The 14,565-nt window shown below is 70.6% G+C and carries 14 protein-coding genes and 1 pseudogene; 7 read left to right on the plus strand and 8 right to left on the minus strand.

All coding sequences use genetic code 11. The features are described from left to right. Positions 1–80: 80 nt before the first annotated feature. Positions 81–1,580, minus strand: a complete 1,500-nt coding sequence (locus tag D7231_RS02185; protein ID WP_120753159.1) for a C40 family peptidase — start codon at positions 1,578–1,580, stop codon at positions 81–83. A gap of 388 nt (positions 1,581–1,968) precedes the next feature. Between D7231_RS02185 and D7231_RS02190 the strand changes: the two genes are divergently transcribed. Further along, the gene (locus D7231_RS02190; protein WP_120753403.1) at positions 1,969–2,736 is read left to right on the plus strand and encodes an ArsR/SmtB family transcription factor; all 768 of its coding nucleotides are present in this window, start codon (positions 1,969–1,971) and stop codon (positions 2,734–2,736) included. A 106-nt stretch (positions 2,737–2,842) separates the two neighbouring features. Here D7231_RS02190 and D7231_RS02195 read toward each other — a convergent pair whose 3' ends face one another. Then, positions 2,843–3,865, minus strand: coding sequence for a helix-turn-helix domain-containing protein (locus D7231_RS02195; protein ID WP_277875529.1), 1,023 nt, complete (start codon positions 3,863–3,865; stop codon positions 2,843–2,845). Between the two features lie 134 nt (positions 3,866–3,999). Here D7231_RS02195 and D7231_RS02200 point away from each other — a divergent pair, with 134 nt between their 5' ends. After that, a complete protein-coding gene (locus D7231_RS02200; protein ID WP_120753161.1) occupies positions 4,000–5,034 on the plus strand; it encodes a saccharopine dehydrogenase family protein in 1,035 nt (344 codons plus the stop codon). 111 nt (positions 5,035–5,145) lie between these two features. On the opposite strand, the gene D7231_RS02205 is transcribed toward D7231_RS02200, so the two are convergent. The 4 genes and pseudogenes from D7231_RS02205 to D7231_RS37320 form a co-directional block, all read right to left on the minus strand. Next, positions 5,146–5,715, minus strand: a complete 570-nt coding sequence (locus D7231_RS02205; protein ID WP_120753162.1) for a MepB family protein — start codon at positions 5,713–5,715, stop codon at positions 5,146–5,148. Positions 5,716–5,811: 96 nt separating this feature from the next. Beyond that, complete coding sequence (locus D7231_RS02210) at positions 5,812–6,405, minus strand: hypothetical protein (protein WP_120753163.1); 594 nt, start codon at positions 6,403–6,405, stop codon at positions 5,812–5,814. 147 nt (positions 6,406–6,552) lie between these two features. Continuing rightward, positions 6,553–6,777: pseudogene (locus D7231_RS02215) on the minus strand (Rid family hydrolase); the annotation flags it as partial. Then, positions 6,729–7,124, minus strand: coding sequence for an amidohydrolase family protein (locus D7231_RS37320; RefSeq protein ID WP_241999551.1), 396 nt, complete (start codon positions 7,122–7,124; stop codon positions 6,729–6,731). The gene D7231_RS37320 and the pseudogene D7231_RS02215, both read right to left, overlap by 49 nt. An 8-nt stretch (positions 7,125–7,132) precedes the next feature. Between D7231_RS37320 and D7231_RS38265 the strand changes: the two genes are divergently transcribed. From D7231_RS38265 to D7231_RS02235, 4 genes are all read left to right on the plus strand, one after another. Further along, positions 7,133–7,282, plus strand: coding sequence for a TetR family transcriptional regulator (locus D7231_RS38265; protein ID WP_338419811.1), 150 nt, complete (start codon positions 7,133–7,135; stop codon positions 7,280–7,282). A 131-nt stretch (positions 7,283–7,413) separates the two neighbouring features. Beyond that, positions 7,414–7,677 (plus strand): hypothetical protein, encoded by a 264-nt coding sequence (locus D7231_RS38270; RefSeq protein ID WP_338419812.1) that lies wholly within the window; start codon positions 7,414–7,416, stop codon positions 7,675–7,677. A 191-nt stretch (positions 7,678–7,868) separates the two neighbouring features. Further along, entirely contained in the window at positions 7,869–8,741 is an 873-nt protein-coding gene (locus D7231_RS02230; protein ID WP_120753404.1) for an alpha/beta fold hydrolase, read from the plus strand. A gap of 68 nt (positions 8,742–8,809) precedes the next feature. After that, a complete protein-coding gene (locus tag D7231_RS02235) occupies positions 8,810–9,415 on the plus strand; it encodes a YdcF family protein (RefSeq protein ID WP_120753164.1) in 606 nt (201 codons plus the stop codon). Between the two features lie 26 nt (positions 9,416–9,441). Here D7231_RS02235 and D7231_RS02240 read toward each other — a convergent pair whose 3' ends face one another. After that, on the minus strand, positions 9,442–9,915 hold the full coding sequence (locus D7231_RS02240; protein WP_120753165.1) for a hypothetical protein: 474 nt from the start codon (positions 9,913–9,915) through the stop codon (positions 9,442–9,444). Between the two features lie 57 nt (positions 9,916–9,972). Next, positions 9,973–13,341, minus strand: coding sequence for an ATP-binding protein (locus D7231_RS02245; RefSeq protein ID WP_120753405.1), 3,369 nt, complete (start codon positions 13,339–13,341; stop codon positions 9,973–9,975). 342 nt (positions 13,342–13,683) lie between these two features. On the opposite strand from D7231_RS02245, the gene fabD reads away from it, so the two are divergent. Further along, positions 13,684–14,562, plus strand: coding sequence for an ACP S-malonyltransferase (gene fabD, locus D7231_RS02250; protein ID WP_120753166.1), 879 nt, complete (start codon positions 13,684–13,686; stop codon positions 14,560–14,562). Positions 14,563–14,565: the final 3 nt, after the last annotated feature.

The raw sequence follows: 14,565 nt of genomic DNA on the forward strand, positions 1-14,565 counted from the left end.
GGTGGTGCTGAGGTGGTGCTGACGGCAGGGGCCCGGGTGGGTGTCCAGCGACCGGGCCCACTGCCGACGGGGGCCGGGGGTCAGGAGTAGTTGTCCCAGCCGGCGCCGAGGTCGGTGGGGTTGGTGTAGCTGCCGTCTCCCTTGCCCCAGTAGACGAGGGCGTGGCCGTCGGACTTGCGGCGCACCATCAGGTCCGGGACGCCGTTGTCGTTGATGTCGCCTACGCCCGTGATGGCGTCGTACTGGTCCCAGCCGGCGCCGAGGTCGGTGGGGTTGGTGTAGCTGCCGTCTCCCTTGCCCCAGTAGACGAGGGCGTGGCCGTCGGACTTCCGGCGTACCAGCAGGTCGGATACGCCGTTCTTGTTGATGTCGCCGATGCCGGTGATGGCGTCGTAGTTGTCCCAGCCTGCGCCGAGGTCGGTCGGGTTGGTGTAGCCACCATCCCCCTTGCCCCAGTAGACGAGGGCGTGGCCGTCGGACTTCCGGCGCACCATCAGGTCCGGCACGCCGTTGCCGTTGATGTCACCCACGCCCGTGATCACGTCGTAGGCATCCCAGCCTGCGCCGAGGTCCGTCGGGTTGGTGTAACCGCCGTCTCCCTTGCCCCAATAGATCAGGGCGTGGCCGTCCGACTTCCGGCGCACCAAGAGGTCGGACACACCGTTCTTGTTGATGTCGCCGATGCCGGTGATGGCGTCGTACTGGTCCCAGCCGGCGCCGAGGTCGGTGGGGTTGGTGTAGCCGCCGTCTCCCTTGCCCCAGTACACCAGCGCGTGGCCGTCCGACTTCCGGCGCGCCAGGAGGTCCGAGACGCCGTTGCCGTTGATGTCACCGACGTTGACCAGCGGCGACATGGCGTTCGCGGACGAGTTGTCGACGATCTTGTCGTAGCGTCGCGGGGAGAAGCCGGACCTGCCGAAGTAGGGGTAGTCGACCGTGCGGTGAACGGCTCTGCCGGTGCTGCCGCCGGCCTCCTCGAAGGCGTCGTACTGCGTGTGGGCCGCGTCCTTCCAGCCGTTGAAGATGACGACATGGCCGTCGTTGCCCGCGGCGGGGTTGAGCAGGATGTCGCCCGGCTTGAGGTCCTCCTTGCCTATGGAGGACGTGAATTCGGTCAGGGTGGGGGTGGTCTCGCCCCAGTTGTTCGCCGAGGAGGTGGCGAGGTTCCAGGCCATGGAGACGAAGCCCGAGCAGTCCGTGCGGTACTTGTGACCGTACTGCGTGAGGTAGGAGACCTGGCTGTACGGCACGGCGTCGTCCGTCCAGGTCTTGGCTCTGGTGATGACCTCCTCACGGCTGATCGGGCCGCCGACGCTCGAGTCCGTGAACAACGAGCGGCCCTTGGCCGCCGGAGCGGCCGCGTCCAGCTGGGCCCGGGTGGCGGTCGTCGGGTTCGGCACCGTCGGGGTGAAGCGGGTGATCGTGCCCAGGTCCACCGCGCTCTTGGTCCGCGTGCTCTTCGTCTGCACGCTCTTGGTGGGCGCGGCGGCAGGCGAAGCGGCCGCTGCGAGGTCGAGGTTCGTGAGGGTGACCGCGCCGACGACGGCGGTGGCCAGGGCAATGCGGACTGGCAGGTTCATGACAGTTCCCTTGTCAGGCGTGAAGTGTGAGGCATGGGCAGGACTCGCGGGAGATCCGCGCGGTCACTGAAAAGAGGCGGTGCGCACAGCCGGCCCGGAAGTGGGGTTCGGCATCAGGGGCAGGTCGGGCCCGGTGATTGGACCTTTACGGGCTTCGGTACTCCCCGATCCGGACCCTTCGACATGACACCCCCCGGTCATCAACGCCGTGCGCTTTCTGAGAACACCGTACGCCCGTCCGTACAGTGTTCGCAACCTCCGTACGCCGTGCGCTCAAGTGGCTTCCCGGCTGCTTGGCGTGGGCGGCGGTCCGACGTCGAGCGGCCGCAACCGCCTCACTGCTTGACATGCAGGCATTTGCCTGCATGATTGAGGTGTGAGCAGCGAGATGGACCGGGTCTTCAAGGCCCTGGCCGATCCGACCAGGCGGTTCGTGCTGGACAGGCTGCGCGAGAACAACGGCCAGACGCTGGGCGAACTGTGCGAAAGCGTGCGGATGGCCCGGCAGTCACTGACCCAGCACCTGGGCGTGCTGGAGGCCGCGAACCTCGTCAGCACCGTCCGCAGGGGCCGCGAAAAGTTGCATTACCTCAACCCCGTGCCGCTCCACGAGATCCAGGAGCGGTGGATCAGCGCCTTCGATCAGCCCCGGCTGGACGCGTTGAGCGCACTGAAACAGAAAGCGGAATCCTCCATGAATGCTGAGAGCGAGCCTCGCCCGGAGTTCGTCCACACCACCTACATCGCCGCCACCCCGGAAAGGGTCTGGCAGTGCCTGATGGACCCGGAGGCGACGGCGGCGTACTGGTACCACCACAACGTCTCCGACTGGCAGCCCGGATCGCCCTGGGCGCACCGCCGTGTGGACGGCTCGGGCACCGATGACGTGGTGGGCACCGTGGCCGACGTCGACGAGCCGCGCCGGCTGACCCTGACCTGGGCCGGTCCCGGCGAGGACCGGCCGCACGGCGAATCCCGGGTCACCTTTGAACTCCAGCCCTACGGTGACACCACGCGTCTCACGGTCACCCACGTCAACCTGCGGGACGACAAGGAGTACCGCGCTGTCTCCGGCGGCTGGAACTTCGTGCTGGCCAACCTCAAGACCTACGTCGAGACCGGCACGACGCTGCCCGTCCCGGCCTGGCGCCCCTGAGAAAGGCTGGCCCGGGCGCCCCTGAGAAAACACAGCCCGGCGCATGCTCGGTGCATGCGCCGGCACCGTCCGCACCGGGTGTGCCGGGCCTCGGACCCGTTGTCGTTCAGGCCGGACGCGGCCGCGAGCGGAAGGTGCGGCGGTAGGTATCCGGGGGCACGCCGACCGCCCGGTTGAAGTGCCGGCGCAGCGTCGTGGCGGTGCCCATGCCGGTGGCCGCGGCGATGGCGTCGACACTGTCTTCGGTGGTCTCCAGCAACTCCTGGGCGTGGCGGATCCGCTGAGCCAGCAGCCATTGCAGCGGGGTCGTGCCGGTCACCGACCTGAAGTGGCGGCCGAGGTGGCGCGAGCTCATCCGGGCCTGGCGGGCGAGGTCTTCGACGGTCAGCGGATGGTCAAGCCGTTCGCTCACCCATGGGAGCAGCTCGGCGAGCGGGTGATTGCCCTGTGCGGGCACGGGAGTGGTGACGAACTGGGCCTGGCCCCCGGGCCGGTGCGGCGGAACGACCAGGCGGCGGGCGAGCGCGTTGGCGGTCGACGAGCCGTGGTCGAGGCGGACCAGGTGCAGGCACAGGTCCATCGCCGCGGCCTTGCCGGCGGAGGTGAGCACGCTGCCGTTGTCCACGTAGAGGACGTCCGGGTCCACCTCCACGCGCGGATAGCGGGCGGCCAGGGCCTCGGTGTGCACCCAGTGCGTCGTCGCGCGCCGCCCGTCCAGCAGGCCGGCGGCGGCCAGCACGAACGCGCCCGTGCAGAAGGAGACCACGCGCGCCCCCGCTTCGTGGGCCGCGCGCACCGCGTCGACGAGGCCGGCCGGCGGGTCCTCGTCGACATCGGCCCAGGCGGGGACGATCACCGTGCCGGCGCGCCGGAGGTGGTCGAGTCCGTAGTCGGGCTCCAGTGTGAACCGGCCGACCCGCACCGCGCCCGGCCCGCAGGCCACGACGTGGTAGTCGGGGCCGGCCCCACTGGGAAGGCTGTCGCCGAAGACCTCGTAGGCCACGGACAGCTCGAAGTGGAGCATGCCGTCGGTGACGGCCAGGGCGACAGTGCCAGCGTCAGGGCCAGTGAGGGCGTCAGTGCCAGTGCAGGCGTCACTGCCAGTGCCAGTGCCGGCGTCAGTGTCCACGTCCGGAATTGTACGGGTCATGTCGTTCCGGACACTCGTGTGAGAGACCCCCACTCGCCAGGATGTCCGTAACGGATCGCCGGTGGAACGTCATCGGATCCTCATCGGATCGTTTCAACAACGGGGGAGAACCCATGGGATCGAAGCCTGCCGTAGCGGTGTTCGGCGCGTACGGGCACACCGGCCGCTTCGTGGTGGCACACCTGCGAGAACGCGGGTTCGTCCTCGTGCTCTCCGGTCGCGATGCTGGCAAGCTGGAGGCGCTGGCCGCGTCCGCGTCCGCTTCCGGACTCGACGCCCGTCCGGCGTCGGCCGGGAACCCTGACTCGCTCGACCGCGCGCTGGCCGGCACGGCGGCGGTGATCAACTGCGCCGGGCCCTTCGCCACCACAGCCGCCCCCGTCATCGAGGCGGCACTGCGCGCGGGCATCCCCTATGTGGATGTCACGGGCGAGATCGAGTCCGGCGTCGATACGTTCGCGGACTTCACGGACCGGGCCCGCGCGGCGGGAGCGGTGATCGTCCCCGCGATGGCTTTCTACGGAGGCCTCGGCGATCTGTTGGTCACCGCGGCGATGGGCGACTGGACGGCGGCCGACGAGGCACACATCGCCTACGCGCTGAGCAACTGGCACCCCACCACCGGAACACGCGCCACGAGCAAGGTCTCCCGCCTGCGGCGAGGCGGCCGGCGCATCCGCTACGCCGGTGGGCAACTGGAGTACCGTGACGACGCGTCACCGAACCTCCAGTGGCCCTTCCCCGACCCCATCGGCTCCAGGGCCGTCATAGGGGAGTTCACCACGGTCGACGTCGTCACCGTTCCCAGCCACCTGTCCATCTCCGACGTGCACACCCACATGACGGTCGAGGCGGCCAGGGAGGTGCTGGCCCCGGACACGCCGACGCCCGCCGCGACCGACGCGTACGGGCGATCCGCGCAGACCTTCCTCGTCGACGCCGTCGTGCGCCGCGGCGGCACCGAACGCCGTGCCGTGGCGCGGGGCCGGGACATCTACGCCGTCACCGCCCCGCTCGCGGTGGAGGCGGTCCACCGCATCCTCACCGGCCGGACCCGGGCGACGGGCGTCGCCTCCGCAGGCAAGATGTTCGACGCGCCCGACTTCCTCCGCGCGCTGTCGCAGCACATCTCCGTGGAACTGCACTAGCGGCGCGCAGAGGGCCGGGAAACACTCCGTCCGGCACGTCCCCGCGTAAGCCCGTGTGCCCATGAGCGGGGCTCGGCCGCCACTCCCGCACGGGGCAGTTCCAGCGTCGGCCTACGGGTGGTAGAGCTCTTGGGCACGAGCGGAGTCGACGGGACCGTCCTGGTCCAGGGGCAGGAAGTAGCGCAGCTGCCATTCCTGCGAACGGCCGGCCTGGCGGTTGGTGGTGGTCACCCAGGGCGGGTAGACGCGGAAGGCTCGTTTCCCACCGGAACCGTCCACTGATACGACGCCGTGCCGGCGGAGCGCGTCTATGGGAAAGACGAACTGGCCGAAGTGGTGGTGGTCACGGCTGCTGATGACGAAGAGGTCGACGGGGTCCGTGACGTCGAAGGGCTGGATGGGCCCGCCCGGGGACCTCTTCCACACGGTGACGAACTGGCCGACCTTGGTGGGGGTCGTCTTGGCTACGCGGAACCGGACGGAAAGGCCGTCAAGGGTGAATTCGTGCGCGGCGTACTCGGCACTTTCGGATTCGGGAATCGGCTGCGAGCAGGTGAATCCGCAGGGGTCGTAGACGAGCTCTTTCGCCGCTAGGAGATCACTGTGGGCCGGGGTGGTGTCCGACCACGGTTCGAGTCCATGGGCGTGCGGAGTGGATGAGGACTCGTGGTTCGCTGTCATACGTCCACCCTGTCACAGGGGCGTTCCCAGGAAGCGTCCGAGCGCGGCATGGACTGTGTCGACGAAGACGTCACGGTCCTCATCGGTTACCGCTCGTCAGAGAGGAAGGAAGGTGACCACGGCCGTGCCGTCGTTGTGGTCGATCTCGCCGCCGGCCAGACAGAGCTTTCCGTCGGCCAGCGAGCTGTAGACGTTGTTGCCGTTGAAGTGGTGGCCCACGAACCACGTCCCGCCGGTGACGGTGCCGGTCCACTCGGCCACGCGCGTGCCGTCCTCGCGCGGCAGCGTGGAGACGGTGCCGGTCAGGGTGCTCTCGCCGGCCGGGTGTCCGCCCTTCGAGGCGGACCAGTGGTCGGTCTCGGTGATCGAGGGGGTGAGGAGCTGGTTGGGGCTCGCCTGCAGGCAGCCGGTGACGGACTTGACGGAGCCCTTGAAGGTGCCGTGCCAGGTCCGGGTCCTGATCAGGGGGAGCGTGGAACAGGAGTAGTCGCCCGACCAGCTGGTGGTCGTCGGGCGAGGGGTTGCTCTGAGGGGCGGGTCGAAGGTGTAGTGGATCCGCCCGACGCAGGTTCCGGTCGCCGGGCTCGTCGCCGCACCGTTGGCGGAGGCGGAGGCGGGCGCGGGCAGGCCGAGCATCAGAAGGAGGGGAAGGACGCCGGCGGAGACCGGGAGGATGGCGCGCTTACGCATACCGCGGTGATCCTTTCGGGCCGGAATTCACTTTGCCCTGCCCAGTCTTCGGGCGGGTCGCGGCCCCTACCACCGCGCCCGGGCGGCGTGTGGTTGCACCACCCGGCGCACGAACGTACCCGCGCCGGTCAACTCCCTCGCATCACGTCAGTCGATGACCGCGGTGGCTTCGATCTCGACCAGGTGGTCGGGTGTGTCCAGGGCTGCGACACCGAGCAGAGTGGCCGGTGGGACCGGTGTGCTCCCCAGCTTCGCGGCCGCCCGAGCGATCCCCTCCAGGAGCAGGGGCATCTTGTCAGGGGTCCAGCCGACGACGTAGGCGGTCAGTTTCGCCACATCGTCGAAGGAGCCGCCGACCCCGGCCAGGGCGGTGGCGTGCAGCGGTACCCGCAGCCGCTCGGCGGTGGCGTGGGAATGGCCGCGAGTGCCTGGAACCGGTGCGGGTTGGTGCTGACGACCTGCGCGAGTGCGTCGTTCGCCTCCCGCGCGACGCTCACGGCGTCGGCCGGCTCGAGGTTCTGCACGCCCGGTGTGGCCAGGGACAGTACCGCGACGTCCACGCCCTGATCGTCCATGTCGGCCAGGCGCTGCTCGCCGACATCGCGCAGCCGGCGCGCGACCGGGGCGTCGCCGAAGCCGAGTTGCGGGATCTGCGGCACTCCCGCCTTCGCCCAGGCATCCAGCAGGACCGGCAGTACGACGTGTTCCTCAAGGCCCACGATCCGCGGTGACCACCCGCGCGGTCGCGGCCGCCGCCGGGGTGCAGGCCCCGGCGATCTACCGCCTGTTCGGCGACAAGGACGGGCTGCTGGAGGCCGTGGCGGAGCAACGGCTACGTCACGTTCCTCGCGGCCAGGCACGCGGACCGCCACGCTGAGGACCCCGTCGAGGACCTGCGCGCAGGCTGGGACCTTGCCGTCGAGTTCGGGCTCGCCAACCCCGAGCTGTACGCCCTGATGTACGGCGAACCCAGGCGCGGAACCACCTCGGCCGCTTTCCACGCCGGCATTGCAGATCCTGCTGGGACGCATCCGCCGTCTCGCTGCGGGTGGCTGGCTCCGCGTCGACGAGAAGCTCGCAGCCGCCCTCGCCCACGCCAGTGCGCGCGGCACGGTGCTCACCCGGCTGTCGCTGCCCGAGGGCCAACGCGACCAGGCCCTGCTCACCGCCATGCGCGAATCGATGGTCGCCGCCGTCACCCACGACAAGCCCGCCGTGCAGGACGCGGGCCCCGCCGGCGCCGCCCGAGCCCTGTGCGCCCTCCTGCCCTAACAGATGGCGCTGAGCGGCGCGGAGCAACACCTGCTCAGTGAGTGGCTCGACCGCCTGGCCTCGGACGGCTGACAGCAGCCCGGTCCACGCCCAACTCGCCGTCTGAAGCGTTCCCTACGCCCCCCGCTGTCGGCCAGGAGGCCACCGAAATCCAGATGCCGGGTCGCGGCCTGTTCATTACGATCCGGATCATGAGTACTCACCATGACAGTCCTACGTTCGTCCTGGTGCACGGGTCCTGCTCCAGCTCGTTCATGTGGGCGCCCGTCCAGCGGGAGCTGGCCTTGCGCGGTCACCGCAGCTTCGCCGTCGACCTGCCGGGCCATGGCTTCGACGCCCAGTATCCGGTGGCCTATCAGGCCCCGCAGGACCTCGAAGCCTGGGCAACCGAGCCTTCGACGCTGGCCACGGTCACCTTGCAGCACAACGTGGACATGGTCGTTGACGTCGTTCGCCGAGTAGCCCAGTACGGGCCCGTGGTGCTGGTGGGTGCCAGTCTTGGTGGGACCACTGTCACGCAGGTAGGCAATGCGATCCCCGAACTGGTGGACCGGCTTGTCTACATATCCGCGTGGTCGTGCGTACAGCGGTCCAGCCCGGTCGAGTACATGCAGGAGCCCGAGTTCGCCGACAGCCTGATCGCCCCCCTGTACGCGCTGAACGTGGGCGACCCGGCCGAACTCGGAGTCGGGCGGGCCAATTACCGCACGGCCGATCCCGCCCTGCTCGCCGCCATCAAGGCGGCGGTTATGGCGGATGCCACCGACGAGCAGTTCCGCGCCTTTCTGAACATTCTCCAGCCCGATGAGTCCCTCGCCGTGATGTCGGCTGACGCCCGCGGGCAGGCTGACACCTGGGGAACGATCGCCCGCACGTATATCCGGCTCACCAGTGACCGTACGCTTCCGGTGGCGATGCAGGACCGCCTGATCGCCGAGGCTGACGCGCTGACTCCTGACAACCCCTACGACGTGCACACCCTGGATACCAGTCACACGGGATTCGTCCTGCGACCGGCGGACGTGGTGGGAATCCTGGAGCAGCTGATCGCTGAGAACTTGTAACAAACCGGCTCGTTTGTAGCGCGGTTGGCGCCTTCGCTCCCCAATGCCGGATGCCCTAGGGTCGCCGCATGCGACGAAGGTCAGGAGTGGCGGTGGCCGGGGTGGCGGCCCTGGCCTGGGGCGAGTGGTTGAACCGGCGCTGGTCTCGGGCTCTCGTCGGGAACAGCGAGGGCGCTGCCGAGGCCGAGGCCGTGGTCGTGCTGGGGTTCCGGAACCCCCGAGCGACGGCGAACTTCATCAACCGCTGGCGAGTCCGTGCCGGAATCCGCTCCATCGCCGCTGACAGTGCGCGCGGCACTCGCGTGATCTTCAGCGGCGGTACGGCCGGCAGTGGCCGTGCGGAGGCCCTGTTGATGGCTGACTACGCGAAGTCGGGCCTCGCGTTCGACGGCACAGTGCTCCTTGAAGACCGAAGCCGGACGACATGGGAGAACATCACGAATGTGATCCCGCTGCTTGAGGATGCCGACCGCATCAAGATCGTCTCCCAGCCGGCTCACGCGCTCAAGGCCCGCGCGTATTTGCGGCGCCGGCGTCCTGATCTTGCCGAGAGGCTCGTGCGTGCGGATGACTACCGCCCCGGCGAGTGGATGGTCGCCAAACCGTTGCTGGCTCTGTACGGACTTTGGACACTCCGCGGTCTCAAGACCGACGAACGGAAGATCCTGCCGTAGGCACCGGCGAACGCGCCTCTCACCGGTCAGGTGAGGTTTTCCTGCGCCCAGCGGGCAATGCCACCGAGTTTGGCCGCTGCTATGCCGATATCGCCGGTCCGGACGGGTTGATCGGCCTCGTAGTCGTAGCCTTCGAGGCCGCTCTCCTCCGCGAGTATCCGGGCGATCTGATATGCCTCCACCATGATCGGTAGTGCTTGTTGCCCCGGGTAGCGGTAGGGGATCTGGATGTCGGCCGAGTCCCCTGTGTAGTCCAGCTGTAGATGACCGGCAGGCCCGTCACGCCACAGGGTCAGGCTGTAGGGGTAATTCTCGGTGGTGACCGCACCGACCTCCTGCGATATCCGCTGTACGAGCCCGTCCCAAACCACACGTTGGTCACTGGTCAGGCTCATGGGCTTGAGGTCGGCGTCCGGGTCGTAGGCGGAGTTGATCTCCTCCAGGGTTTCGTCGAAAGTACGGCCCGGGAGAACCCGCAGGAACTGGATGTCGTAGGTCACCGTCCACAGCCTACGTGCCCACGCCCGCTATGCCCGAAGTCGCGCGGGCGCTCTGTCTCAGTACCCCGCCCCCGTCAGCACCGCCTCCGCCGCGTCCCGGCCTACCAGTTCGTGCAGGAGGCGTGTGGCCGGTAGGGACGGGTTGAGGTAGACGTACTCGCGTCGGCGTTCGACGACGGCGAGCATCCTGTGGAGCGTTTCCGTCGCTTCCGCCCGGCGCCCGGAGTGAAACTGGGCCTGACCCAGCAGGCCCAGGTGCAGTGGGAGGCGCACGCGCGTCCGGGACGGGCACAGTTCGTCCAGTGATGTGTGCATCAGTGCCAGCCCCTCGTCCTCGCGGCCGGAGTGCGTCAGGGCCCACCCGGTGGGCAGGCTCAGCATCGCCTTCCAGTAGAGCAGTCCGTGGTCACCCGCGACCCGCGCCCCCTCGCTGCCGGAGGCGAGGGCCGTGTCCACGTCGCCCTCCCAGGCGGCCACGACGGCGTTCACGTACAGGGCGAAGGCCCGGTCCGAGGGCCTGCTCTCGTAGTCGGTCAGGCGCAGCAGCTCGCGACGGCGCTCGGCCGCCGTCCGCCGGTCGCCCAGGAGCCAGTGGGTGAACGTGTCGTACGAGCGGCAGGAGACCCGCGGGTCGTGCTGGAACGTCCGGGCCAGCGAGTGGCCCTCCCTGGCGAAACGATCCGCCATCTCGACGCCGTGCTCCAGCTCCGCCAGCGCCTCGGGCAGCCGGCCGCGCACGTGCAGCACGATGCCCTCCCCGTACGCCGCGCCCAGCACCGCCACCGGCTGCCCGGTCCGCCCGGCCAGGTCCCGCAGCAGCCCGGAGAACTGCCGGGAGTCGTCGTAGCGGCCCGTGACGAGGAGCGCCGCGCACAGCGCCCACAGCACCGACGGGTCCTCGGCGCTGTGCGTCACTTCGCTCAGGGCGCGGCCCCGGCCCAGCGCCGCCTCGGCCTCGGCGTCGCCGTAGCCGCGGGTCGTGGCCAGCACCTGCCCGAGCTGGATGTGCAGCCGCTGCTCCAGGCCCGGCGCCGAGGGGTCGTCGGCGGGCAGGAACCCGGCCAGGTGCACCGCCCGCCGCAGCCAGGTCTCGACCTGCTCGTACGCCAGGTGGTGTTCGGCCCGCTCGGCGGCGCGCAGCAGCCGGGGCAGTTTCTCCCCGGGCGGCAGCGCGTCCTCGGCGTGCCACGAGTGGTGCGCCACCCGCTCGGTCTCCTCGTCCTCCATCCGCCCGCGCCCGCGGGCGCACAGCGCCTCGGCGACCCTCGCGTGCAGCCGGTGCCGCTCCTCGCGGGCAGGCTCCTCGGCGAGCGTCTCCTGGACCAGGGCGTGGGCGAAGTGCAGCCGTCCCGGATGGTGCGGGTCCTCCCCGAGCAGCCCGGCCCGGATGGCCGACTCCAGCGCCTCGGCCACGGGTTCGTCCGCGGTGGCGGTGCGGTGCAGCAGGTCGGTGTCCACCTCGGTGCCGATGACCGCGCAGAGCCGCAGCACTCGCAGGACCGGTTCGGGCAGCGCGGAGAACCGCTGCCGCAGCGCCTCGCGGACGCCCGTCGGCACTTGGGCGAGGAGCACGGCCGAGGCACCGGGGTCGTGCAGGTGACGGACGTCGCCGAGGAGGGAGAGGAGCTGCATGACGAAGTACGGGTTGCCCTTGCTCCGCCGGTGCAGCGCCTCGACGACCCCGGCGTCCACGCCCGGCCCGGCCTGCGCCTCGACCAGGGCCGCGACGGCGTGCCGGGGCAGCCCGTCGAGCCGCAGGGTCTCGCTGCGGGGGCCGCGGACCACCTCGGCCAGCAGCCGGCGCATCGTGGCGTCGGACTCGATCTCGAAGTCACGAGCCGTCAGCACGATGCTCAGCGGGTGGCCCAGGCGGCGCACGCCGAGCAGTCTGAGCAGGTCCAGGGACGCGGTGTCGGCCCAGTGCAGGTCCTCCAGGAGCAGCACCAGCGGGCGCTCGGCGGCCAGGGCCAGGAGCACTTCGCAGACCGCGTCGTGGGTGAGGAACCTGGCCTGGGCCCAGTCGAACTCGGGGACCGCAGCGCCGCCCGGCCCGGCGGACCGCTCGGGCATCAGCGGGGCGAGCAGCGCGCCGAACGGCGCCGTCGCCGCGCGGAAGGCGTCCGGCCGGGTGGCCGACAGCCTGCGCAGGACCTGCGTCCACAGCCAGTAGGGCGGGACGCCCTCGCCGGGGAAACAGTGGCTCCAAGCGACTTCGAGGCGCTCGTCCGCGGCCTCCAGGTGCGGGGCGAGCTCCATCAGCAAGCGGGTCTTGCCGACCCCGGCGGGGCCCAGCACGGACACCACGTGCCCGTGGCCGGTGAGCGCCCCGGCCGCCGCCGACGCCAGGCGGCGCAGTTCCTGGTCCCGGCCGGTGAACGGCCAGGGCGCCGAGGGATCCTCGGCCCCGGTCCCGGCAGCCGCGGCCCGCGCGCTTCCGGTCCGGGCCGGTACGGGGGCGGGCGCCTCCCGGGACGGGCCGGCCTCCGGCGTTCGCGCCGCCGCGACAGGCGTGGGCGCGGCGGGCGCGGCCGCGGCGGGCGTGAGCGGAGGGGCGGGGGAGAGGGCCGCGGCGGCCTGTGCCCCGGCCTCGCCGGAGCCGGCCGGGCCGTCGTCGCACAGTTCCTGCCGCAGGATGGCGGTGCGCACCCGCTGGAGCTCCACGGCGGTGTCCACGCCGAACTCCTCGACCAGGTGGCTGCGCGTCCGCTCGTACACCTCCAGCGCCTCCGCCTGCCGCCCCAGCCGGGTCAGCGCGGTCATCAGGTGGCCGACCAGCCGCTCGCGCATCGGGTGGTTGCGTACTTCCCGGTCCAGGTCGGCCGCCACCTCCGCGGCCGCGCCCAGGGCGAGCCGGGCCTCGGCGTAGGACTCCAGCGCGGCCAGCCGCACCTGCTCGAGCCGGGCGGTCTCGTCGGCCAGCGGCGGGTGGGCGGAGAACTCCCTGTACGGGGAGCCGTGCCACAGCCCAAGCGCCTCTGCCAGCTGATCCCGCGCGGTGAGCGGATCGCGCTGTTCCAGGAGCCGGCGCCCGGCGGTCACGAGGTCCTCGAAGCGGCAGGAGTCGACCTGTTCCGGGGCGAGCTGGAGTGCGTAGCCGGGCGCCCGGTAGCGCAGCACCGACGGTGCCCCCGGCTCAGCCGCCGCGTCCAGGGCCCGGCGCAGGTGGGAGACATGGCTCTGGAGCGTGGCCACGGGCTGGCGCGGCGGCTCGTCCCCCCACAGCTCGTCGACGATCAGCTCGGTGGGGACGACCCGGCCCAGCCGGATGAGCAGCAGCGCGAGCAGGGCCCGCCGGCGCGGCGGGCCGAGCGGCAGGTCCCGCCCGTCGCACCGCGCCGACATGGGGCCGAGCACCCGCAGCAGGGGTCCGGCCGGGTCCGTCCGCTCAAGCAGCGGCGACGGGCTCGGCGTCCGGAGTGCGTGCATGTCGGTCCCCATAGTTCTCGCGTCTTGTCCCCGCTTGTTCCCGCGTCGTTCCCGCGCGTGCGGCTGTGCCGGCGGAGCGCCGGGCGGCGTCGTACGCGCCGCCCCCTCCAGAACGTGATCTTGGCATAGCGGACAGGCCGTTCCAAGGCCGTCAAACCAGTAATCGGCAAGCAACCGGCAAGCGGGCCGCAAGAGTTGTGACAAGGGAACTACAGAGCTTTGCAAGATCCGCCAGCGCGTGCACCAGGGGCCCGCAAGGACCCCGTCGCACGATGACCGGCGTCGGAGTCCCCGCCGGCCGAACCGCACCGCGGGGGAGCCGATATCGAGCTGAGAGGCGCCATGGCGTTCGCAATTCTCTTCCCCGGACAGGGGGCGCAGTTCCGAGGAATGGGCGCGGACGTCTTCGACCGCTATCCCGGCCTCACGCAGTTCGCCTGCGACCTTCTGGGGTACGACCTCCCGGCCCTCTGCCGCGACGATCCCGGTGAGGTGCTCTCGCGCACCGAATACACCCAGCCCGCGCTCTACACCGTCAATGCCCTGCGGATGTTCGAGCGCGAGCACCGGGAGGAACGGCGCGCCGATTACTACCTCGGGCACAGCCTGGGGGAGTACAACGCGCTCCTGGCGGCGGGCGTCCTCGACTTCGAGACCGGCCTCAGGCTCGTCAAGAGGCGCGGGGAGCTGATGGCGGCGGCGTCCGGCGGCGGCATGACCGCCGTCATGGACGTGCCGGCCCCCCGGCTGCGGGAGATCCTCGCGGAGGACGGCGTCGAGGATGTTGACGTGGCGGGCTTCAACACCGACACGCAGATCGTCGTCGCCGCTCCCGCCGAGGTGCTGCGCGCCGCCCACGAGGCGTTTACCCGCCGGGACGTCCGCTTCGCCCCGCTGCGCGTCAGCGCGCCGTTCCATTCACGCTACATGGAGCCCGCGCGCGCCGCGTTCGAGAACTACCTCCGGGAATTCACGTTCCGCGAGCCGGCCACCCCCGTGATCGCCAATGTGACGGGCCGTCCCTACGGAAAGGGGGACGTCGTCCGGCTGCTGAGCGAGCAGCTCGTCGAGCCGGTGCGCTGGACCGACGCCGTCCGCCACCTGCTGGCCCTCGACCCCGGGACGGAATGCGAGGAAGTGGGCGGCCGGTCCCTCCTCCGCATGGTGCAGAAGATCCGGCGGTCCGCCGACCGGACCCCCCTCCGCGAGACCAGGACGTAAGAC

It is taken from the genome of Streptomyces klenkii, from assembly GCF_003626645.1.
Classification (GTDB): domain Bacteria; phylum Actinomycetota; class Actinomycetes; order Streptomycetales; family Streptomycetaceae; genus Streptomyces; species Streptomyces klenkii.